Below are 22,200 nucleotides of genomic sequence, written 5' to 3'. Positions count from 1 at the left end.
CATCTGTACCGCGGGATCAGCCCTGAACAGGCTCCACATCGCGCACCCGGATCGGGTACAGCCAGAAACACACCCACCCGAGCGCGGTGAACACCATCGGCACGACAGCGAGCATGATCCGGATGCCACCATCCACGGCCTCCTGCTGCGAATCGCCCAGCGCGGCGTCGAACCCGCTGGCGTTGAGCACCCACGCGGCAACGATCGCCTGCAACACGATGGAGCCCTTCACCACGAAGCCGTTGACTCCGAAGTACACGCCCTCACGGCGAAGACCGGTGCGCTGCGCATCGTCATCGATAATCTGCGAGAGCACGACCTCCAGCAGCTGCAACAGGCCGCCCACCCCAACACCGACCGCGACGCCGACCAGCGCCGCGCCAAGAACGCCCGAAGGCAGCAGGTACCCGAGCACGGCGATGCCGAACACACCGACCGCCCACAGCAGCGCGGCACGCGGTGAAGTGCGGCGGACGACCCAGCTCCACAGGAAGATCGCCGGCACCGCGACCACGAAGATCACTCCGAGCAGGATGCTGCTCTCGCCCTCCGCCGCATGCAGCGAGTACCGCACGTAGAACGGGATGGCCGCGAGGATCACGGCGATCGAGGTCTGCACGAACAGCGACCCCAGCACGTACGGCACGAAGGCCCGGTTGGCGAACGTGTATCGCAGCTGGTCCTTCCACGTCATCGAAGACGACGCCGACGCCGCGACCTCGCCTCGACGCTCGACCATTCCGCCGGCGAACGACCAGCCGAACATCACCAGACACACGAATCCGAGTGCGATTGCCATCCCCGGCCAGCCGATGCTGTCGTAGAGCAGCGGCGCCCCGGCAGTGCCGAGAATCATCCCGACGATCGCGAAGACTTGACGAGGCACATTGCCGCGCGCCCGTTCCTCGGTCGTGCGGAATATCTCCGGGAACAGCGCCGAGATGTTCAACACGACAACCACGAATGCGATGTCGTACACGGCGACGACAATGAGGAACCAGGCGATCAGCCCGCCCGCGGGCAGCTCCGGAGGCATCCAGATCAGCGCGAACGCGACGACCAGCGGAACGATGCCGAGCCCGATCCACGGGATGCGCCGCCCCCAGGGCGTGCGAATTCGATCGGAGAGCGCACCGACCACCGGATTCAGCACGGCGTTCACGATGCCGTGGGCGATCATCGCCGCCGCCACCCACTCTGCGGCCACGCCGAGGTGGGCGACGTAGAAGTAGACGACGAAGGCCGAGAAGGTCTGCCCCATCAGCTGCACCGGGAAACCCGATGCACCGAAAGCCATGGATTGGGCACGGGTGGGCGCAGCGCCAAGGCGACGGTCGCGGATACGCGCGGTGAGACTCATCTGCGGGGCTCCTATCGGCGCTGCAGGTCACGCAGCGCACGCCAGCCTATCCGGATGAGGCCCTCTTCCTCGATGGTCTGATGAACAACCGGATCAGCAAGCAGCCGACGCTCATACCCACGTTTGCTCGAACTGTGATCGACAGCCACGCGCAACTCTGCAGAATCGACCATCGGATGCAGGTAAATCTCAGTGACTCCGGTCGGCACGGCGCGCAGCAATTCGAGGAACCCATCCCTGACCTGCTCGTACGTCTCCTCCGCATCCGTGCCCTCACCTGCCAGCGCGAAGGGGTGCGTCCACAGCCGGTCGAGGATGACGATGCCTGCGGCATCCGCCGCCTGCGTTGCACGATCGAGGACCGGCTGGAGGTCCGCGCCGAACTCGGTCCCTTCGACGACGCGGGGCAGCCGGAACGGCAGACCGTGCCGCACCGCAAGCTCGAATACCGGGCCAAGCAGATCGCGCCCGGTGTGCAGGCCGTAGACCGACCCCATGTGGTTGTCGATGTGGGTGACGTCGACGCCCGCGTGCAGCGCTGCTTCCAACTGCGCCGCAAGCTCGGCTGCAACATCGGCGACGGAGGCGTTTTCTTCCACCGAGCGGACATCGGCCGGGAAGTAGCCGTCCGCATCGACGAGGGTGGATCCGATGCCAGTCAGCGGACGCCAGCGGTACCTGCTCCACTCACTGGTGAGCACCAGATGCACGCCGACATCCAGCGTCGGGTTGGCTGCGGCGAAGGCGAGCGCTTCCGGCGCCCACGCGCAGGGCACCATGACGGTTGTCGAGTCGAGATGCCCTCCGACAAGCATCTCGGTGATGGCCTCATTCGCCGCATGGCACATGCCGAAATCGTCGGCGTTGAGGATGATCGCTTTCGCGTCGGACGGAAAACCCAATCGAGAGACGAGCGATGTCATCGCGTCACCCGGTACTTTCCAGAAAGGATGCCGGACTGTCCAGAAAGGATGCCGGTGAACTCGCGCTCGCGCAGCGCCAATGTCGCCTCACCGATCGCACCGATCATCGTCGCCTCTCGCCCGAAGGCGGAGGGCACGAAGCGCAGCGTCAGCAGATGAGAAATCGCCTCGGCCGCCCGAAGGATCGCGGCAAAGAAACACGGATGCGCGGCGTGCCCACCCAACACGAAGGCTTCTGGGTCGACGACAAGGGTCACACTCCCTGCCACGAGCACCAGCCGCCTCGCCAGCTCGTCGATCATCGTCTGGGCGGCGTCATCGCCGGCCGCGCAGGCGTCGAGGTGCACAGCAAGCGGGTCAGCCGGGTCACGCCCGTTGCTGCGGGCGAGGTCTTCGACGACCGTCTCGTTGATGAGCGGAACACCGATGGGCACCGGCGACTGCGGCAAATACTGCACTTCACCGGAGACCCCGGCGAAGCCGCGGCGCAGCAGGCCGCCCAGCACGGTGCCCGCACCGAGCCCCTGGTCGATCATCAGCAGGGTGAAGCTCTCCAGGTCATGCCCGACACCGGACTCCGCCTCGGCGAGCGCCGCGAGGTTCACATCGTTCTCGACCTGCACCTGGCAACCGAGAAGCCCTTCCAGAGCCGCACGGAAGGCACCACCATCCGGACCCTGGTCGTCTCTGATCTCACCGTCGGGCCGGACGATCCCCGGCATGGCGACGACCGCGTGGCGCAGCCGGCCCGGGGCAGTCTGCGCGCAATCCGCGATCATGCGGGCGATATCGACGGCGCGCTCCTCGACACGACCGAGCGGGGCATCCTGCGCGGCGCGCACGGTGCCGGTGGGATCGATCAGACTGACGTGCATCGCATAGTGATCAACATGCACGGCGGCCGCGAACCCCAGTCGGGGATGTAGGGAGACGCGGGTTGCCGCCGGCCCACGCGTGTCTCGGTCCACCCCAGCGGATGCTACGGCGTCCCCAGCCTCGAGCATCCTCAGGACCTGAGTCACAGCAGTCCGCGACAACCCGGTCTCGCCCATCAACTCCGCACGAGTCAAAGGCCCACGCTGCGCCAAAGCCTCCAGGATCGCTCTCGAATTAAGCGTACGCAACAGGGTTTGCGGCCCTGCCAGAGGTTTCGTCACAGTATGTCCTCGTGCATCGTCGTCAACAGTATGACATGAAGTGTCACACAAGAGCGACACTTTGAGTCACATTACGGCAGCGGCGCGCCGCTACGCTGGCGATGCCACCCACATTCGAAGGAGACAGCGTGCCGCACGCCCCCGTCGTCATCACCAGCTCAGGGCCAGTCCGCGGGCTCGCGCGGGACGGATCCTCCGCTTTTCTCGGCATCCCGTTCGCAGCCCCGCCCGTGGGTGAGCTGCGCTTCGCGGCCCCTGTGCCCCCTGCGCCGTGGTCTGAGGTGCGCGACGCGACCGAATATGGCGCAACTGCACTGCGCACGACGGGCACCGACACACTCATCCCCGAACCCGCCGTTGCAGGCGACAGCACTCTCAACGTCAACGTGTTCACACCGTCGACCGAGGCATCACTACCGGTGCTGGTCTGGATCCACGGCGGTGGCTACACCGAAGGATCTCCGGCGAGTCCGTGGTACGACGGGGCCCGATTCAATCGCGACGGCGTCGTCACCGTGTCGATCTCTTACCGGCTGGGCTTTGACGGCTTCGGCTACATCGAGGACGCCCCGCATAACCGCGGCGTACTCGACTGGATCGCCGCGCTCGAGTGGGTGCAGCAGAACATCGCGGCCTTCGGCGGAGACCCGGCCCAGGTGACGATCGGTGGACAGTCAGCCGGCGGCGGCGCCGTACTCACACTGCTCGGGATGCCATCGGCGCAGCACCTGTTCCACCGCGCGCTGTCGGCGTCGGGAGCACTGGCCGACGTCCCGATGGAGGAGGCCAAGGCGCGTTCGGCCCGGCTGGCGAAACTGGCCGGCGTCGACGCCACAGCCTGCGGCTTCCGCTCTGTTGACGAAGCGACTCTGCACAGCTTCCAGGGCAAGGCCGCCAGCGCCAAACGCGGGCTCGGGGTCATCGCGGACCTCATGGAGAACGGACTGCCATGGGGTCCGATGGTCGACGGTGAGCTGATCGCTCGGCCCACCGTGGATGCGCTGCGGGCCGGGATCGGCGCGGACAAGCCGCTATTGCTCGGCGCGGCTGATGACGAGTTCACGATGGTCGCAGAGCGCGAACGCTCGGTGCTGCGCCGAGTCCCGGCAGGACTGCTGCTGCGGCCGTTCATCCACGATCGCACCGTGCGTCACGCCTATCTCGACGCGAACGCGCCACAGCGCGCAAAGGGCACGGCGGCGATGGCCGGGCGCTACGTCAGCGACCACATCTTCCGGGTGCTCGTGCCGCGAGTGGCGGAGGCTAGACAGAGCGCGGATGCCCCGACCTGGGCGTATCGGTTCTCCTGGGTCTCCCCCACCAAGGGCTGGGCCTGCCACTGTCTCGATGTGCCGTTCTGGTTCGACGGGCTTGACCGGGTACGTGTCGATGCCCTCACCGGGCCGCACCCGCCGCAATCGTTGGCCGACGAGTTGCACGGCGCGGCCGTGGCGCTCATCGTCGATGGAGACCCAGGCTGGGCAACCTGGCGCACAGACCCCGGAACCACGCGGATCTTCGGCGGATCAGGTGAAGAGGTCACCAGCGACGCCTACGACAGCGTGCTCGCACTGGTCTGAAACGCGCTGGCCTGAAAACACGCTGGTCTGAAAACGGGCCGCTCAGCGAACGGACGACTTAGCCAGCCGACCGACAATCTCCTCGACGAGCTCGTGCGGCTCCCGATCGACGATGACGACGAAACCGGCCTCGTCCTCGTCGAGCACCTCCAGCGTTGCGAGCTGCGAGTCGAACAGCGCAGCAGGCATGAAGTGATCAGTCCTGGCTTGGGCTCGCTCCAGCAACAGCTCGCGTGAACCGTGCAGGTGCACGAACAACACGTCGGGTGCGACCGAGCGGATCCGGTCACGGTACACGCGCCGAAGTGCACTGCAGGCCATGACAAGTCCGGTGTCGCTGCGGCTGCGGAAGCGGTCACCGACCGTTTCCAGCCAGGGCCAACGGTCGTCATCTGTCAGCGGTGTGCCAGAGGCCATCTTGGCGCGATTGGCGTCCGAATGCAGCGCGTCGGCGTCGTTGAATGGCACACCCAACTGCTCGGCAAGGGCGATGCCGACGGTGGTTTTACCCGCCGCCGACACCCCCATCACGCAGATCAACGGCGCGTTCTCATCGGTCATTCCCGCTCACCAGTCATGTACTGTTCCATCGGCGAGGCGGTTGTAGGGCAGGTAGGCCTGCTCGTACGGGTACTTGCCTGCTTCGTCGACGTCCAGAGTGACGCCGAGCCCGGGCTGGTCGCCGGGGTGGAGCATGCCGTTCTCCCAGGTGTACGACTGCTGGAACACCGAATCCGTCTCGGCAGAGTGCTGCATGTACTCCTGGATTCCGAAGTTGTGGATGCTCAGTCCGAGATGCATCGCCGCGGCCATCCCCACCGGGGAGATGTCTGTCGGTCCGTGCATGCCGGATTTGATCTGGTACTGCGCCGCGTAGTCCAGCGTTTTCTTCAACGGGCTGATGCCACCCATGTGCGTCACCGCTCCGCGGACGTAGTCGATCAGCTGCTCACTAATCAGATCCTTGAAGTCCCAGACGGTGTTGAAGATCTCACCGATCGCCAACGGCGTGGTGGTGTGCTGACGCACCAGACGCAGCGCTTCCTGGTTCTCGGCCGGAGTGCAGTCCTCGAGCCAGAACAGGTCGTAAGGCTCGAGCGACTTGCCGAGCTGTGCGGCCTGGATCGGCGTCATCCGGTGATGTCCGTCGTGCAGCAGCGGCAGTTCGGGGCCGAACTCGTTGCGTACCGCCTCGAAGACACCGGGCAGGGTGCGCAGGTACGCCCGAGTGTCCCAGTCCTCCTCCGTGGGCTTCGCCCCACGACGGGCTGGCTCGTGGTCGTAACGGATGCTGCCATCCGCGGTGTCCGCGGCCTGCGAGGCGATCCCGTAGATTGCCTTCAGTCCTGGCACGCCGGTCTGCACGCGGATCGAGCGGTATCCCTGCTCCTGATGCGCGCGGATCGAGTCGAACAGCTCCGGCAGCTCCTTGCCGGAGGCGTGGCCGTATGCCATCAGCCCGGTGCGGCTTGCGCCACCCAGCAGCTGGTACACCGGCATCCCGGCCGCCTTGCCCTTGATGTCCCACAGCGCCATGTCGACCGCGGCGATTGCCGCCATCGTCACCGGACCGCGACGCCAATACGCCGAGCGATACAGGAACTGCCAGGTGTCCTCGATGCGGTGTGCATCCCGGCCCAGTAGCAACGGAACGACGTGATCCTTCAGATAGCTCACGACTGCGAGCTCGCGACCGTTGAGGGTCGCATCGCCGATGCCGACATGGCCCTCATCCGTCGTCAATCGCAGTGTGACGAAGTTCCGGCCGGGGCTGGTGACAATGACTTCAGCCTTATCGATGATCATGGGGTCCTCCAGTGGTGTTCATCAGTTCTGTACGAAGTCGGCAGCGGCACGGACGACCGCTGCCACGATCTCAGGGTCGGTGAGTCGCTGATCGATCACTGCCAGCAGCGCCGGCACTGCGGCGGACGTATCCAGTGTGGCGGCATCGGACACTGCTGCGCCATTGCTGTCTGCCGGAAGCTGGCCGCCCAGTGCACGTGCCACCCAGGCCGCGAGCACACGGATGCACGCTGCACCGTCACGACCGGCTGCCCGTTCGGCGAACAGCACCTCAAGGATGCGGGCGCGCAGCTTGATCGTGCCGTCCTGGCCGATCTGGGCGAGCAGGTGCTGGATGCGGGCATTATCGAACCGCTCCAGAAGAGCTGTGCGGTAGTCGTCGATATCAAGGTGCGGTTCGGTGAGGTGGCGTGCTGCTTCATCCCACAACTCACCCACCCATGCGCGGATCTGCGGATCGCCGATCGCCTGCGCCACCGTCTCGTGGCCGCGAGCGGCGCCCGCGTAGGCGAGAAAAGAGTGCGAACCGTTGAGCAGCCACAGCTTCCGACGCTCGAACGGATCGATGTCGTCAACGAAGCGCGCCCCGGCCTTCTCCCACTCCGGCCGACCAGCAGGGAACTCCCCGCTGATCACCCAGTCATGAAAAGGCTCGGTGACCACCGGGCTACGGTCGTCCCATCCGGTCTGCTCGCGCACGAGCGCGATTTCGGCGGACGTCGTCTTGGGCGTGATGCGATCGATTGAGGTCGAGGGGAAACTCACCTGCGCCTTGAGGTATGCGAGGGTGTCGGATGCACCGGCAAGCTCTCCGAGCGAGGTCAGCGCCGCCCGGGTCAGCTCGCCGTTGCCAGGAAGGTTGTCGCATGACACGACAGCGATCGCGCCCGCAGCCGCGCGGCGCCTGGCCTCGAGACCGACGAGCAGTCGGGCAAGTGCCGTCTGCGGCGCAGTGGACAGATCGAGCACGTCCGCAGCCAGATTCGCACGAAGCCATTTGACATCGGCCGCGACCGCGGCGTTGTTCAGATCGGGGCGGTGCTCGGCATCCACCGCATAGCCCGCCTCAGTGATCGTGAGGGTGACCAGTGCGGTCGCTGGCTCGGCGAGCGTTGCGGCCAGGATGTCGATGCGGGCTCCATCGACCGCATCGACGATGGAGTCGATGAGCGTGATGCTGTCTCCGGCACCGGATCGCTCGATCAACGAGTAGAGGCCGTCCTGGGCTGCGAGCTCTTCGGCGGCAGTTGCGCTGCGCCCGGTGAAGGCGCGGATTCCCCACTCGTTCGCCTCGTCGGCAACGTCGGTGTACCAGGCCTGGTGCGCGCGGTGGAAGGCGCCGAGGCCGAGGTGCACGATGCGCACGGGCGCTCGGTCGAACGCACGGCCGGCACGAGCGGCGGCGGATGCGCGATCCAGCCCGGCGATGGCAATCTCCGTTACAGCGCGAGTATCGGTCACAGCTTGAACGCCTTTCGCGGCACGGTCGTCACGAGGTCGACCGCGATGCGCTCGGCCTGTGCACGCGGCAGTCGCCCCTCACCGACGAGCCGTGCGAGGAAGGCGGCGTCCAACCGCCGCGCCATGTCGTGACGTGCCGGGATCGACAGGAATGCGCGGGTGTCGTCGATGAACCCGGAGCCGCGGTAAAAACCCGCAGTCTCTGTCACGGCTGAGCGGAAGCGGAGCACGGCATCCGGAGCATCCAGGAACCACCAGGGAACGCCGATGAAAACGCTCGGGTAGAAACCGGCGAGCGGGGCGATCTCGCGCGAGTAGACAGTCTCGTCCACGGTGAACAGCACGAGGGTGAGGTTCGCGTCGAGTCCGTGCTTCTCCAGCAACGGGCGAAGGTTCTGGGTGTATGTCGTCGTCACGGGGATGTCGTGCCCGGTGTCCGCTCCGAACCCCTCGAACGTGGCCGAGGAATGGTTGCGGTACACACCGGGGTGAATGGTCATGACGAGCCCGTCCCGCGCACTCATGCCCGCCATCCGCAACAGCATGTTGCCGCGGAACTCGCGGGCGCTCGCAGCATCCAACTCGCCAGCGACCGCGCGCCGGTAGAGCGCGGCCGCGTCGTCATCACTCAGATCAACCGTGTACGGGTCGACGACGCCGTGGTCGGCGGAGACTGCACCGTGGGCGATGAAATGGGCGCGTCGCGCTTCGAGGGCGGCGAGATAGCCCGAGAAATCATCCGGTGCGCTCTGATTCGATGCCGTCAAACGCTCGATCCGCTCGCGGAACCCCGGAGCCGTCGGGTCAAGATACGCATCAGGTCGAAAAGTCGGCAGCACGCGCCCGGTGAAGGACTCGTCTGCAGCGAGCGCCGCGTGCACGGCGAGATCATCCATCGGGTCGTCTGTGGTGGCCAGCACCTCGATGCCAAACCTCTCGAACAGCGCGCGAGGCCGGTATGCGGGCTCGGTCAGCCGCTCCGCGATCGTGTCGTAAATCGCATCGGCCGTCTCGGCGGACGGCTCGACGTCAATCCCGAAGAGGGTGACAAGCTCGTGCGTGAGCCAGTAGCCGGATGCCGTGCCTGCCAACAGATGCCAGTTCTCGGCGAACAGTCGCCACACCTGGCGCGGATCGGCACCTGTCGTGCTGCCTGCACCGAGGGAAGCGAGGTCGATGCCCGAGGCATGCAGCAGTCGCGTGACGTAGTGATCCTTGGTGATGAACAGCTCAGCCGGGTCAGAGAAAGGCTGATCCTCGAGCAGCATGGCTGGGTCGACGTGCCCATGTGGGGAGATGATCGGCAGATCGGCGACCAGGGCATAGAGGTCGCGTGCCACCGCCCTGGTGGCGGGGTCCACGGGCAGAAGGCGGTCGTCGTCAAGTTCGAGCGGCACTGGCATCCCTCCATGATTCAGACGGTCTGCATGGACGTCAACCGGTTGCCATATGTGGCCGTGGAGTCGCGTAGTCATGATGTCACTCCGTATCAATGTGCACGGCGACGCGCTCGAATCCGGCTCCGCGCACTGCACGCAGCACCTCGGAGCGCAGCGGATCACCGGCGAGCACGGGAATCTCGTTCAACGGAACGTCAAGGCAGGCGAGCTCTCCGTGTGCACGGACCCGCACGTAACCGAGGCCCAGCCTGCCCAGTTCCGCCTCTGCCATCTCGGCCTCAGCAAGCATGTCGTCGTTGTTCACGCGGGTCCTCATCGTCGTGCGCTCAGCGCGGTCGTCGTTCTTGACAGTTCCATTCAGCCCGCGCGGCAACAAAGCAGCAATCGGTTGCCATCAGTTGCACGACTGACTTAGGCTCGCGGCATGACTGAGGAGCCCTCCACCGACGTCGAGCGCAAACCGCGCCCGACGATCTACGACGTCGCCAAAGCGGCAGGAGTCGCGCCTTCAACAGTATCCAGGGCGTTCTCTCGCCCCGGCCGCGTCAACGCCGAGACCGCGGAGCGGATCAGACAGATCGCGGCCGATATGGGCTATCGCACCAACCCCCTCGCCAGGGCACTGCCGACCGGCAAGACGTCGCTGCTCGCGATCATCGTCGCCGACGTCACCAACCCCTTCTTCTTCGAGTTACTGCGCGGCGCAGAGGACACCGCGACCAAAGCTGGCTACACCTTGCTGGTCGCCGACGTGCAGGAATCGGTCGAAGCCGAGCGGCGAGCGCTCGACCGGGTGCTGCCCATGGTCGAGGGCGTCGTGCTCGCCACTTCTCGCATGTCCGACTCCTCCATCCGGGTCGCCGCCAAGCAGCGTCCGACAGTCGTGCTCAACCGCTCGATGAGCGATATTGCCAGCGTTGCGACTGACAATGCACGCGGCATGCGCCGAGCCGTCGAGCATCTCGGCGCACTCGGACACACCGGCATCACGTATGTTGCCGGCCCCGATGCGTCGTGGGCGAACGGTATCCGATGGCAGGCACTACGTGAGGCGTGCCACGAACTCGGCCTGCGCGCGCGACGTATCGGGCCTTTCTCCCCCACCCAGGCCGGCGGGCTCTCCGCGGCCGGGGAGCTGACCGCATCACCGAGCACTGCTGTCATCGCGTACAACGATCTGCTGGCGATTGGCATGATGCGCGGACTGCAGAGTCTCGGCATCCGCATTCCCGAGGATGTCTCGGTCGTCGGCTTCGACAACATCTTCGGCGCGGACTTCTGCACGCCGCAGCTGACAACTGTTGCCGCGCCGCTGCGCCAGTTGGGCGCGGTGGCAGTGCAGATCCTGCTCGATGACCTGCGCGGCACACCGCGAATTCCGCGCACGTCGCCAGGAGGTCCGTTGAAGACGGCTTTGCTCCCCGCTCGCCTGGTGACCAGGGCATCCACTGGGCCCGCGAACCCGACGAATGACTGGCCAAACGGCGGCCGCCCGGCGTTCACGGACGACGGCGACCGCTGAGCCGAGGACCGGCATTCCCAATCACGCTCGCACGGCAACCCATGGCAACTGGTTGCCAAGATCTCGATGCAGATGGATGAATGTATGAGACCGGTCGTTGCAGACCGCTGTCCCCCACACTCACAGCATTTCAAAGGAGAATCTCATGCGGAGCAAAACCCGGATCGCCTTCCTGGCGGCCACTGCGATCACCGCCCTCGCTCTTGCCGGATGCTCCGGCACCGGAGGCGACAATGCCGGGGACAGCGCTGGCGACGGCGCCGCGACCAGCCCCACCGTCATGAAGTTGGCGCTCAACCAGCCAGAGACGCACCCCTCGTACATCGCGCTCGAGGCCTTCGGTGAGCAGCTCAAGGAAGCCACCGACGGCCGCTGGGACATCGAAGTGCACGCCAACAGCACCCTCGGCAACCAGGATGAGTACCTGCAGTCGGTCAGCCAGGGCGTCATCGACCTCGCGATCGTCTCGGCTCCGCAGCTGGAGAACCTGAACAAAGAATTCGTCCTCTTCAGCCTTCCGAAGGTCTTCGACAACATCGACCACCAGATGTCGGTACTCGACGATCAGGAACTCGTCGGTGACGTGTACTCATCGCTCGAGGAGAGCAACAACATCTCCGTCGTCGGTGGGCTCACACAGGGCGAGCGCAGCATCTACACCAAGGACGGCATCGTCGAAACGCCTGCTGACCTGGCGGGCAAGAAGATCCGCGTGCAGGAGAGCCCCGTCTTCCTCGCGATGATCGAAGTGCTCGGCGCCTCCCCCACGCCGCTGCCGTTCGGTGATGTGTACAGCGGCCTGCAGTCCGGCGTCGTCGACGGCGCAGAGAACAACGAGATCTCGTACTTCAGCAACAAGCACCACGAGGTGGCACCGTACTTCTCGCTGACGCGTCACCTGGTCGGTGCGGACTTCCTGATCATCAACAGCGACACGCTCGCCGAGATGTCAGACGAGGACCGCGCGGCCTTCGACGAAGGCTGGACCGCCGCGTGGAAGCACCACACCGAGCTGTGGAAGACCGACACCAAGAAGGCTATCGCCGATGCTGAGGCCGGCGGCGCCGAGTTCGCCGAGGTCGACACCGAGGCCTTCGCAGAGGCCCTCGAGCCCCTGATCGACGAGTTCCTCACCGAGGACTCGCAGATCGCTCTTTACGAAGCCATCCGCAGCGCTGCAGAGTAAGACCTGACGCACCCGGCGAGGGCGCAGGGCGGTCACCTCGACCGCTTGGCGTCCTCGCCGGTCTGCTCAGGCTCCATCCCGCAACGACGACGTGCGAAATCGGCGACAGCATCCCGCTGTCAGGCCGGAACGGAGGACACCGTGACCACGAACCCACCCGATGACGCTGGCGAGGCGAACCCTCCGGCCGGCGCCACCCGCTGGCATGGCCTGATGGCTGTGCTTGGCACCGCCCGCAAAGGCGTCGACCGACTGCTCGGATGGCTGTGCATCATTGTCTTCGTGGCACTGGTCGCCATCGTCGCCTGGCAGGTCTTCACCCGCGAGGTACTAGGCGACACCGCAGCGTGGACGCAGGAGGCCGCGCAGTACAGCTTCGTCATCCTTGCGATGATCGCTGCGGCCTATGTCTTCTCCGAGCGAGGACACATCGCGGTCGAGATTCTCATCGAGAAACTCCCGCTGCGATCACGTCGCGCCGCCGCTGTCGTGATCGAGCTCATCGTGGTCTTCTTCATCGTCGCCGTATTCATCATCGGCGGCCTCGCCGTGGCACAGAATGCCTGGCACCAGAGCCTGTCATCACTCCCGCTCACGATCGGGCAGATCTACCTGATCATGCCGATCTCCGGCGTGCTCATCCTCTTTTACTCCATCGTGCAGATCATCGGTCTTCTGGCCGGTGTCGAGGAGCCCACTCCCGACACCAACGACATCAGCGAGGCGATCTGACATGGACACCATCACACTTGTCGCGTCGATCGTCCTGGTCGCAGGCATCGCCATCGGCATCGCCATCGGACTGCCCGTCGCCGTCGCCATGGGCCTGCCCTCGGCAATCGCGATCTTCATCCTCCTTGGCGACTGGGAAGGTGCGACATTCACCGCTTCCCAGAAGATCTTCCAGGGCAGTAACTCCTTCAGTTTGCTCGCGATACCGTTCTTCATACTCGCCGGCGGACTCATGAACACCGGTGGCATCGCCGCCCGCCTCATCGATCTGGCCCAGGTCGTGGCCGGTCGCCTGCCCGCATCGCTCGCACAGACCACCATCGTTGCGAACACCATGTTCGGTGCGGTCTCCGGCGCTTCGGTTGCCTCTGCTGCTGCGATCGGCACCGTCATGACGCCGCGGATGCGTCAGGAGAAGTACGATCCGGCATTCTCCGCCGCCGTCAATGCTGCGTCGTCACCGGCAGGGATGCTGATTCCGCCGAGCAATACCTTCATCGTGTATTCGCTCGTCTCGAGCACCTCGATTGGCGCGCTGTTCATGGCCGGTGTCGGACCGGGTCTCATCTGGGCACTGGTCTGCATCGTGGTCGTGGCCCTCTACGCCCACAAGCACCCCGAGCTGCGCCAAGCCAAGGGCTCGGTGCGCCCCAGCGTCGGACAGGTCACGATCGTCTTCTTGAAGGCGCTGCCCGCGCTGCTGATGATCTTCGTCGTGATCGGCGGCATCCTCAGCGGCTTCTTCACCGCGACCGAATCCGCGGTGATCGCCGTGCTGTACTGCTTCTTCCTCGGCCTGATTCAGCGGACACTGCCGATCAGGGAACTGCCGAAGATCATCCTCGAGGCATCCAAGGTCACCGGCATCATCATGCTGCTGATCGGCGTCTCCGGCATCCTCGGCTACGTGCTCGCGTTCGCGCGCATCCCACAACTGGTGACCGAGGGACTACTCGGGTTCACCGACAACGTCGCGGTCGTGCTGATCATCATCATGATCGTGCTCCTGCTTGCAGGAACGGTGATGGACCCGACACCGGCGATCCTGATCTTCACGCCGATCTTCCTCCCGGTGGTGATGGAACTCGGCGTCAGCCCGATTCACTTCGGCGCGATGATGGTCTTCAACATGTGCCTCGGCAATATCTCGCCTCCGATCGGCAACAACCTGTTCGTCGCCGCCCGCGTCGGGAACGTGCGCCTGGAGAAGGTCATCGCACGACTGTGGCCGTTCTTCTGGGCGCTCGTGGTCGGCCTGTTCATCGTCGCCTTCGTTCCGGCGATCTCGATGTGGCTGCCGGAGACGCTCGGCCTGATCCGCTGATCTGACCCGCAGCTTTGAGGCTCTCTGTGGATGCGTCGCATCCGCCGAGAGCCTCAGTCGTTGACGGGTCAGAGCGTCGTGACCTCGGCGTGCGGCATCCGCTTCTGCATCACGCGCACCGCCTCGGGGTTGTCGTCGACGAGCACGGCGTTGCGACCGAGTGCAGATGCCACCGCCCCGGTCGTGCCGCTGCCGGCGAAGAGGTCGAGCACACGGTCGCCCGGGCGGCTGGAAGCCTGCACGATCCGACGGAGGATCCCCTCGGGCTTCTGCGTCGGGTAGCCGGTCTTCTCCCGGCCGGTGGTCGGAACGATCGTGTGCCACCAGACGTCGGTGGGCAGCTTGCCCCTCGCTGCCTTCTCCGCGGTGACGAGGCCGGGCGCCATGTAGGGCTCACGGTCGATGTCGTCGGCGTTGAATACGTGCGCGCCGGGCGTCTTCACGTAAACGAGGATCGTGTCGTGCTTGGTCGGCCAGCGGCGCCGTGACTTCGCGCCGTAGTCGTATGCCCAGATCAACTCGTTGAGGAAGGCGTCGCGCCCGAATACGGCGTCAAGCATGACCTTCGCGTAGTGCGCTTCGCGATAGTCCAGGTGCAGATAGAGCGTTCCGTCATCGGCGAGCAGGCGCCAGGCCTCCTCGAGTCGCGGCATGAGGAAGTCGCCGTAGTCGTCGAAACTGTCGTCGTAGGTGCGCAGCATTCCGCGCACGCGCTCGTACTCGTGGCCGTGGAAGCCGTGCCGGATCTCCTTCGGCTCCGCTTCCGGTTCTTGCGACGTTGTGAACGTACGACGCGCGGTAACTACCTGCCGGGTCTGCGTGCGGCCGGTGTTGAAGGGCGGGTCGAGGTAGACGAGCGTGAAGGATGCCGATGGCAAAGATCGCGCCGCGGTGAGGTTGTCACCCTGAAGGATCGATACGGAGCCTGGGACCGCGTCGGGTTCAGGAAGAGCGGAGCTCACGGGACGCGCTGCAGCCACGCGTCGGTCGCGAACTTCGACTCCACGAGTGACTCCGCGTCGGCATACTCCTCGGCGGTGATGCCGCCGTCTTCCGCATTCGTCAACGAGCGGAATGTTTCCTTGAAGCTGTCGATGATCTCGGCACGGCTGAGCCCGGTCTGGGTGCGCAACGGGTCAACACGCTTGGCGGCCGAGGTCGTGCCCTTGTCGCTGAGCTTCTCGCGACCGATGCGCAGCACCTCGGTCATGACCTGCCCGTCGATGTCGTACGAGATCGTGGCATGGTGCAGCACACCACCATTGGCCAGACGCTTCTGCGCAGCACCGCCGATCTTCCCGGTCGGGCTCGCGATGTCGTTGAGCGGCTGATAGGTCGCATCAATACCGACGGAGCGCAGCGCCTGAAGCACCCAGTCATCGAGGAACGCATAGGAATCGGCGAACGTCATACCCTGCACGAGGGATGCCGGAACATACAGCGAGTACGTGATGATCTGCCCCGCGGCCATCAGCATCGCGCCGCCGCCGGAGATACGACGCACGACGTCGAAGCCGTGTTTGGCAGCGCCTTCGGGGTCGACCTCGTTGCGGTACGACTGGAAGGAGCCGATCACGACCGCGGACTCATCCCACTCCCAGATTCTGAGCGTCGGACGGCGACGCCCCTCGCCGACGCGGGAAGTGAGCACCTCGTCGAGTGCGAGGTTCATCCGCGGCGACACCGCTTTCTCGTGCACGATCTCCCAATCGAAGTCGCGCCAGCCCGGAGCAGTAACGAGTGCGCGACGCACGGCGGTGCCAACCGATTCCGGGTTGAATCCGAGCAGCTGCGCACCGGCGGGCAGCGCCGCTCGGACCGCTGCGGCAATGGCCGTGGCATCCGATTCCGCTGGCAGCCCGTTGACGGCCGCATTGATGTCTTCGAGCGCGCTGTCTGGCTCAAGAAAGAAATCGCCCGCGAGGCGGAAGTCGCTCAGCCTGCCGTCTTCGATTTCGACGTCGACGACCACGAGCTTTCCACCGGGAACCTTGTATTCACCATGCACGACTCCAGCTTAAGCCGCGCGAGGTTCGATGGGCTCGGGAACCCCGGTTGTCAGGTCCGGACCGGCACGTGCTTATCGAGCCAGGCAAGCAGGTCGGCGCGAACCTCGTCCTGCTGCAGTTCGTTGAAGATCTCGTGACGCGCATCCGGGTAGACGAGTGTGGTGACATCCGTCAGACCCGAGCGGGTGCGATACTCCTCGGCGAGTTTGTGCACGCTGTGCGGCCCGCCCACCGGGTCATCTCGACCGACCATCAACAGCATCGGAATGTCGCGAGCGAGATTCTTCGCCGGCCGCCCGTAGAGCTTCAGTGCTTCGATCGGACCGAACAGCCTCAGCAACGGCACGTTCGTGGTGAGCGGGTCGTCGTCGAAGGCCTTACCGACGGCGGCATCGCGGCTGAGCCACTCGTATCCAGTGGCATCCGTCCCCTCCCATCGGGCATTCAACGGTGCCGCATTGAGGTCGCGAGGGGTGCGCAGCGCGGAGCCGGACAGGACGACGGCGTCCCAGGCCTCTGGATGGTCGTTGACCAGCATCTGCGCGAGGAATGAGCCCCAGGAGTGGCCCAGCAACACGAGCGGCAAATCAGGATGCTCGGCGCGGATGATTCCGGTCAACTGCCAGATCGCGTCCTTGGCCGCGTTCATCCCACCCTTGCCAAGTTTGCCGAGCTTCGCGGGGCCCCCGTGCTGACGGATGCCGGTGCGCCCATGACCGCGGTGGTCATCTGCATACACGGTGAAGCCGGCAGCGGTGAGCGCGGCGATCAGCGCGCCGTAGCGCCCGGCGTGCTCGCCAACGCCATGCAGTAACTGCACCACGCCTCGCGGTGCGCCCTGTGCAGGGTGGACGTCGTAGACGATCACGACTCCGTGCGCGTCGGTGAACTCCGAAGTCTGGGGCATGGGTCGAGTCTACGGATGCCAGGGAAAACGGCTAGACCTGTGTCAGAGTCCGAGCGCGTCTCGTACCGCGAACGCGGCATCGCGGTCGGTGACCTCGTACCCTCCGACGCCGTCGGCAGCCGATCCCATCCGCACGCCACCACCGCCAGCACCGTCGACGACAACGTTGCGTTTGGCGGAAAAGTGCAGCGCATCGACGTCCGTGGCAGCCAAAGCAGCAGCGCTCGAGGCGTTCACTCCGCTGCCCGCCATGATCTCGATCCGGCCGTCAGCGGCCACCACCATCGCACGCAACGTCTCAATGCCCTCGATCGCGGAGGAGGCACCGCCAGAGGTGAGCACCCGGCGCAGCCCGAGTGCGATCGCGCTGTCTAGCGTTGCCACCGGGTCAGCGGTGACGTCGATCGCGCGGTGCAGGGTGACCGCGGCCTCACCCGCGGCATCGCGCAGCCGAGCCACCGCGTCGAAGTCGAGCGCGCCAGCGGCATCCAGCGCACCGATGACGACCCCGGAAGCGCCGGCGGTCACAGCCAATTCCACGTCTCGCACCGCGAGCGCGATCTCGTCGGCGTCGTAGTGGAATCCGCCCGCGCGAGGGCGGATGAGAACGTGGATTTCGGGTCCGGTCTCCCCCGCGGCTTCCAGCGCCAGCTCGAGAGTGGCGGGTGATGGCGTGAGCCCGCCAAGAGCGAGAGCTTGGGCGAGTTCGACGCGCGCAGCGCCGACCTCCCGGGCGATGCGAACCCCTGCGGGGTCTTGGACGGCGAGTTCGAGCGCGATGTTCACGGCATCCATTCTGCCCCTATTCTCAGAAAACTTAGTTAGACTACCTAAGTAATGACTGAACCTGATGATCCCGTACTCGCCACTGCCACTGATCTGCGCCTCGCCACCTTTCGTCTCGCTCGCCGACTGCGCCGCGAGAGGGCGGTAGACACCCTCAGTGACGCGCAGTTCGCCGTGCTCGCCTGCCTGAGGATGAACGGCCGCCTTCCGGTGGGCGAGCTGGCCCACCGAGAGCGCGTGAGCGCACCGACGATGTCGAACACGGTGGATGCTCTGGCGGAAAGCGGGCTCGTCGTTCGGGTTCCCGATGAGGCGGACCGCCGTCGGGTGTACATCGAGATCACGGATGCCGGCATCGAGATCGTCACCGCGACTGTGCGCAAGCGCGACACCGCCCTTGCCGCGGCACTGGCCGAGTTCGACTTCACCGGTGAGGAACTGGCGACGCTGAGAGCAGCCTCGGCCCTGATGCGGAAGGTGGCCGAACGATGAGCGCGATGTTCCGGTCATTCTCGAACTTCAACTATCGGATCTGGTTCCTCGGCGCCCTCGTCTCGAACGTCGGCGGCTGGATGCAGGCCACCGCGCAAGACTGGGTGGTCCTCACCGAACTGACGGACAATGATGCCACTGCGATGGGCCTCACGATGGCTCTGCAGTTCGGACCGCCGCTCGTCTTAGTGAGCATGACCGGATGGGTCGCGGATCGGTTCGACCGCCGCAAGATCCTGCTGCTTACCCAGTCGATGTTGCTGCTGCTCGCGCTCGGCGTGGCCGCGCTGCTGCTGACCGATGTCATGACGCTTCCATTGATGTTCTGTTTCGCTCTGGCCTTCGGCGTCACGAACGCCTTCGACGCACCGGCGCGCCAGGCCTTCGTCTCAGACATGGTCACGCTCGAAGACGCGTCGAACGCGGTCGCACTCAACTCCGCATCGTTCAACATGGCACGGCTCATCGGGCCCGCTGTCGGCGGCCTGCTGATCGTTGCCGTGGGCACCGGATGGGTGTTCGTGCTCAACGCCGTGACCTTCCTCGCCATGCTCGTCGCGCTCGTGCTCATCCGTTCGCGCGAGCTCCTCCCCCGAACCAAGAGCAAGGGGCGAAACGGTCTCGCCGAAGGCTTCCGCTACGTATGGGGCCGGAGCGATCTCAAGATCACTTTCGTGATGGTCTTCCTCATCGGCGCCTTCGGGATGAACTTCCCGATCTTCGCATCGACCATGGCACTGGAGTTCGGCCGCGACGCCGACGGCTACGGAATATTGAGCTCGGTACTGGCGATCGGCTCGCTGGCCGGCGCGCTGCTCGCCGCACGACGTGACCGCGCACGAGTGAGAGTTCTGATCATCGCCGCCGGCGGGTTCGGTGTGGCATCCGTGATCTCGGCGTGGATGCCGACGTACTGGACGTACGCAACCGTGCTCATTTTCGTCGGACTCGCCACGGTGTCCATGCTGACCACGGCGAACGGCTACGTGCAGACCACCACTGATCCGGCACTGCGCGGACGCGTGCTGGCGCTGTACATGGCCGTCGTCATGGGCTCGACACCGATCGGCGCGCCGATCGCTGGGTGGATCACCGATGTCGCCGGGCCGCGAGCCGCCATCCTCGTCGGCGGCATCGCGGGGATCGTGGCCATGGCGATCGGCCTCGCCTGGATCCTGGTATCCGGCAGGCTGCACCGTCAGGAAAACTCGCGGTTCCGGCTGACGCTCGACGAGACCCGGCCAATTTCGGTCCTGCGCGTCGATCCGGTGGAGTTCAGCGACGAGGTCGCAGCCGCCACCACACCGATCCGCACGGCGCCGCGGCGCTAACGTCCAGCGCTCAGCCCTCCAGAACCAGCCGCAGCTGCTCCAGCGCCCAATCGATCTCGGTCGCGCGAATCACGAGCGGCGGAGCAATGCGGATCGTCTGCCCGTGGGTGTCTTTCACGAGAACGCCGCGCTCCATCAGCTTCTCGCTGATTTCGCGTCCGGTGCCTCGCTCGGGATCGATGTCGACGCCGGCCCACAGCCCCGCAACACGGATGCCAGTGACACCATTGCCGACGAGCTTCTCCAGCCCGGACTCGAGGTGCGCGCCAAGCGCGCGGGCGCGTTCCTGGAACTCCCCGATCTCCAGCAGCTCCACCACACGCAGGCCGACGGCCGCGGCCAGCGGATTACCCCCGAAGGTCGAACCATGCTCGCCGGGGCGAATGACGCCCAGCACATCTCGGTTTCCGACCACGGCCGACACCGGCAGGATGCCGCCGCCGAGCGCCTTGCCCAGCAGGTAAAGATCCGGCACGACGCCCTCGCGATCACACGCGAAGGTCTCGCCGACGCGGCCGAGCCCTGCCTGGATCTCATCGGCGATGAACAACACGTTGCGCTCATCGCAGAGCTCACGGATGCGGCGCAGATACCCCTCCGGCGGGATGATGACGCCTGCTTCGCCCTGGATCGGCTCGACCAGGATGGCCGCCGTGTCATCCGTGATGGCTGCGGCGATGGCATCCGCATCTCCGAACGGCACCACGTCGAAGCCTGGAGTGTACGGTCCGAAGTCATCGCGGGCCTGCTCGTCGTCGCTGAAGCTGACGATCGTCGTCGTGCGGCCGTGGAAGTTGCCGGCCGCCACGATGATGCGCGCCTTCTCGGGTGCGATGCCCTTGACCCGGTAACCCCACGCGCGGGCGACCTTGATGCCTGTTTCGACGGCCTCCGCGCCCGTGTTCATCGGCAGCACGAGGTCCTTGCCGCACATCCGCGCGAGCGCCTCGGCGAACGGTTCGAGACGGTCGCTCATGAACGCGCGACTGACGAGAGTGACCCGGTCGAGCTGCTCGGTCGCCGCAGCGATGAGCGTCGGATGCCGGTGACCAAAGTTCACGGCCGAGTACGCCGCGAGCAGGTCGAGGTAGCGCTTACCCTCAGTGTCGGTGACCCAGGCACCCTCACCCGACGCGATCGTCACGGGTAGCGGGTGGTAGTTCTCGGCGACGTGGGACTCTGTGTTCGTGGGGGCCGAAGTCGTCATGCCTGCTCCTCCTCTGCCGCGCGTAGCTCGAGCGTGCAGCACTTGATGCCGCCGCCGCCGAGCAGCAGCTCGGACAGGTCGACGGTGATGGGGTTGTATCCGCGCTCGCGCAACTGCGCCTCAAACCCGACAGCGCGCGGCGAGATGATGACGTTGTATCCGTCGCTGGCGGAGTTAAGGCCGAAGACTGAGCCGTCCTCGTCCGAAACCAGGATGGCGTCCGGGAAACGCTCCTCGAGGATCGCACGACTGGCGTCATCGAACGCCCCGGGCAGGTACGCGATGTTCGCCCGTTCCGGCCCACCGTCCTGCTCGCCCTGCACCGGGTCAAGCACTGTGAGCGCGGTGTCGAGGTGGTAGAAACGCGGGTCGACGAGGTTCAGTGAAATGACCTCGCGGTCGAAGACCTCGCCCACCTCGCGGTGGCTGTCGCCGGTGGAGCGGAATCCGGTGCCGGCGAGGATCACGTCGCCGACGAGCAGGAAGTCACCTTCTCCCTCGTTGACCTCTTTCGGCTCGACAGTGTCGTACCCGCTCGCGCGGAACCAGTCTGCGAATGCCGGAGCTTCACCGGCACGCTCTGTGAAGCGGAACTTCGGCACGTAGGCGCGGCCACCGATGACGAAACCGCCGTTGGCCGTGTAAACCATGTCCGGGTAATCGGCGAGAGGTTCGATGAGCTCGACGTCGTGGCCGAGGTGAAGGTACAGGTCGTACAACTTCTGCCACTGCGCGACGGCCTTCGCCGTGTCCGTCGGCTTCGCAGGCTCCATCCACGGGTTGATCGTGTAGCTGACGGTGAAATGCTCCGGCCGGCACATCAGATAGCGGCGGTTCTGCGCCGTGCGCGCTGCGACAGGTTCAGGAACCGGGGCGGGTGCGGTGATCGTTTCTGGCGTCGACATCATTCTCCTTGAGAGGGATGCGGCGGACGCTGTCCAGGGGCCAGGCGGAAGTTCGACCCTCCGCTCATTACCGAGACGAGGGGGAAGATGCGACGCTGGCACGCCATGTCTT

21 protein-coding genes are annotated in these 22,200 nt (G+C 65.5%); 7 read left to right on the top strand and 14 right to left on the bottom strand.

What is annotated here, in order from left to right; genetic code table 11:
* Nucleotides 1-16: 16 nt before the first annotated feature.
* Genes ACSU1G_RS31980 through ACSU1G_RS31970 form a run of 3 tightly spaced genes read right to left on the bottom strand, consistent with a single transcriptional unit; the run spans nucleotide 17 to nucleotide 3,440 of the window.
* On the bottom strand, nucleotides 17-1,360 hold the full coding sequence (locus ACSU1G_RS31980) for an MFS transporter (RefSeq protein ID WP_439285272.1): 1,344 nt from the start codon (nucleotides 1,358-1,360) through the stop codon (nucleotides 17-19).
* Between the two features lie 11 nt (nucleotides 1,361-1,371).
* Nucleotides 1,372-2,283 carry a polysaccharide deacetylase family protein gene (locus tag ACSU1G_RS31975; RefSeq protein WP_439285270.1) on the bottom strand — a complete coding sequence of 304 codons (912 nt, stop codon included), beginning with the start codon at nucleotides 2,281-2,283 and terminating at the stop codon, nucleotides 1,372-1,374.
* Entirely contained in the window at nucleotides 2,280-3,440 is a 1,161-nt protein-coding gene (locus ACSU1G_RS31970; protein ID WP_439285268.1) for an ROK family transcriptional regulator, read from the bottom strand. The genes ACSU1G_RS31975 and ACSU1G_RS31970 overlap by 4 nt, the downstream gene beginning before the upstream one ends.
* 128 nt (nucleotides 3,441-3,568) lie before the next feature.
* On the opposite strand from ACSU1G_RS31970, the gene ACSU1G_RS31965 reads away from it, so the two are divergent.
* On the top strand, nucleotides 3,569-5,020 hold the full coding sequence (locus ACSU1G_RS31965) for a carboxylesterase/lipase family protein (RefSeq protein WP_439285266.1): 1,452 nt from the start codon (nucleotides 3,569-3,571) through the stop codon (nucleotides 5,018-5,020).
* Nucleotides 5,021-5,062: 42 nt separating this feature from the next.
* Here ACSU1G_RS31965 and ACSU1G_RS31960 read toward each other — a convergent pair whose 3' ends face one another.
* From ACSU1G_RS31960 to ACSU1G_RS31940, 5 genes are all read right to left on the bottom strand, one after another.
* Nucleotides 5,063-5,581, bottom strand: coding sequence for a gluconokinase (locus tag ACSU1G_RS31960; RefSeq protein ID WP_439285264.1), 519 nt, complete (start codon nucleotides 5,579-5,581; stop codon nucleotides 5,063-5,065).
* Between the two features lie 6 nt (nucleotides 5,582-5,587).
* The gene (gene manD, locus ACSU1G_RS31955) at nucleotides 5,588-6,826 is read right to left on the bottom strand and encodes a D-mannonate dehydratase ManD (protein WP_439285262.1); all 1,239 of its coding nucleotides are present in this window, start codon (nucleotides 6,824-6,826) and stop codon (nucleotides 5,588-5,590) included.
* A 21-nt stretch (nucleotides 6,827-6,847) separates the two neighbouring features.
* Nucleotides 6,848-8,287 carry a mannitol dehydrogenase family protein gene (locus tag ACSU1G_RS31950; protein ID WP_439285261.1) on the bottom strand — a complete coding sequence of 480 codons (1,440 nt, stop codon included), beginning with the start codon at nucleotides 8,285-8,287 and terminating at the stop codon, nucleotides 6,848-6,850.
* A complete protein-coding gene (gene uxaC / locus ACSU1G_RS31945) occupies nucleotides 8,284-9,690 on the bottom strand; it encodes a glucuronate isomerase (protein ID WP_439285259.1) in 1,407 nt (468 codons plus the stop codon). The genes ACSU1G_RS31950 and uxaC overlap by 4 nt, the downstream gene beginning before the upstream one ends.
* 76 nt (nucleotides 9,691-9,766) lie before the next feature.
* Nucleotides 9,767-9,991, bottom strand: a complete 225-nt coding sequence (locus tag ACSU1G_RS31940; RefSeq protein WP_439285257.1) for a hypothetical protein — start codon at nucleotides 9,989-9,991, stop codon at nucleotides 9,767-9,769.
* 120 nt (nucleotides 9,992-10,111) lie between these two features.
* Here ACSU1G_RS31940 and ACSU1G_RS31935 point away from each other — a divergent pair, with 120 nt between their 5' ends.
* The 4 genes from ACSU1G_RS31935 to ACSU1G_RS31920 all read left to right on the top strand — a co-directional run bounded on the left by ACSU1G_RS31935 (nucleotide 10,112) and on the right by ACSU1G_RS31920 (nucleotide 14,451).
* A complete protein-coding gene (locus tag ACSU1G_RS31935) occupies nucleotides 10,112-11,209 on the top strand; it encodes a LacI family DNA-binding transcriptional regulator (RefSeq protein ID WP_439285256.1) in 1,098 nt (365 codons plus the stop codon).
* Nucleotides 11,210-11,354: 145 nt separating this feature from the next.
* The gene (locus tag ACSU1G_RS31930) at nucleotides 11,355-12,395 is read left to right on the top strand and encodes a TRAP transporter substrate-binding protein (protein ID WP_439285255.1); all 1,041 of its coding nucleotides are present in this window, start codon (nucleotides 11,355-11,357) and stop codon (nucleotides 12,393-12,395) included.
* A gap of 141 nt (nucleotides 12,396-12,536) precedes the next feature.
* A complete protein-coding gene (locus ACSU1G_RS31925; protein ID WP_439285253.1) occupies nucleotides 12,537-13,127 on the top strand; it encodes a TRAP transporter small permease in 591 nt (196 codons plus the stop codon).
* 1 nt (nucleotide 13,128) lies between these two features.
* A complete protein-coding gene (locus ACSU1G_RS31920; RefSeq protein WP_439285251.1) occupies nucleotides 13,129-14,451 on the top strand; it encodes a TRAP transporter large permease in 1,323 nt (440 codons plus the stop codon).
* 68 nt (nucleotides 14,452-14,519) lie between these two features.
* On the opposite strand, the gene ACSU1G_RS31915 is transcribed toward ACSU1G_RS31920, so the two are convergent.
* The 4 genes from ACSU1G_RS31915 to ACSU1G_RS31900 are packed head-to-tail and all read right to left on the bottom strand — an operon-like array spanning nucleotide 14,520 to nucleotide 18,162.
* Nucleotides 14,520-15,413 (bottom strand): DNA-methyltransferase, encoded by an 894-nt coding sequence (locus ACSU1G_RS31915; RefSeq protein WP_439285249.1) that lies wholly within the window; start codon nucleotides 15,411-15,413, stop codon nucleotides 14,520-14,522.
* Entirely contained in the window at nucleotides 15,410-16,459 is a 1,050-nt protein-coding gene (locus ACSU1G_RS31910) for a lipoate--protein ligase family protein (RefSeq protein ID WP_439285248.1), read from the bottom strand. The genes ACSU1G_RS31915 and ACSU1G_RS31910 overlap by 4 nt, the downstream gene beginning before the upstream one ends.
* A 50-nt stretch (nucleotides 16,460-16,509) precedes the next feature.
* The gene (locus ACSU1G_RS31905; RefSeq protein WP_439285246.1) at nucleotides 16,510-17,367 is read right to left on the bottom strand and encodes an alpha/beta fold hydrolase; all 858 of its coding nucleotides are present in this window, start codon (nucleotides 17,365-17,367) and stop codon (nucleotides 16,510-16,512) included.
* A 42-nt stretch (nucleotides 17,368-17,409) separates the two neighbouring features.
* The gene (locus tag ACSU1G_RS31900; RefSeq protein WP_439285244.1) at nucleotides 17,410-18,162 is read right to left on the bottom strand and encodes a copper homeostasis protein CutC; all 753 of its coding nucleotides are present in this window, start codon (nucleotides 18,160-18,162) and stop codon (nucleotides 17,410-17,412) included.
* Between the two features lie 42 nt (nucleotides 18,163-18,204).
* Here ACSU1G_RS31900 and ACSU1G_RS31895 point away from each other — a divergent pair, with 42 nt between their 5' ends.
* Both ACSU1G_RS31895 and ACSU1G_RS31890 read left to right on the top strand, forming a co-directional pair.
* Entirely contained in the window at nucleotides 18,205-18,645 is a 441-nt protein-coding gene (locus ACSU1G_RS31895; protein WP_439285242.1) for a MarR family transcriptional regulator, read from the top strand.
* 5 nt (nucleotides 18,646-18,650) lie between these two features.
* Nucleotides 18,651-19,976 carry an MFS transporter gene (locus ACSU1G_RS31890; RefSeq protein WP_439285391.1) on the top strand — a complete coding sequence of 442 codons (1,326 nt, stop codon included), beginning with the start codon at nucleotides 18,651-18,653 and terminating at the stop codon, nucleotides 19,974-19,976.
* 10 nt (nucleotides 19,977-19,986) lie between these two features.
* On the opposite strand, the gene rocD is transcribed toward ACSU1G_RS31890, so the two are convergent.
* Nucleotides 19,987-21,183 carry an ornithine--oxo-acid transaminase gene (rocD, locus tag ACSU1G_RS31885; RefSeq protein WP_439285240.1) on the bottom strand — a complete coding sequence of 399 codons (1,197 nt, stop codon included), beginning with the start codon at nucleotides 21,181-21,183 and terminating at the stop codon, nucleotides 19,987-19,989.
* Nucleotides 21,180-22,088 (bottom strand): dimethylargininase, encoded by a 909-nt coding sequence (ddaH, locus tag ACSU1G_RS31880; protein WP_439285239.1) that lies wholly within the window; start codon nucleotides 22,086-22,088, stop codon nucleotides 21,180-21,182. Before ddaH ends, rocD begins: the two co-directional genes overlap by 4 nt.
* Nucleotides 22,089-22,200: the final 112 nt, after the last annotated feature.

Source organism: Microbacterium sp. A93, from assembly GCF_051842835.1.
The sequence above is the reverse complement of the archived record's forward strand: the minus strand, read 5'-3'. Positions and strand labels throughout refer to the sequence as shown.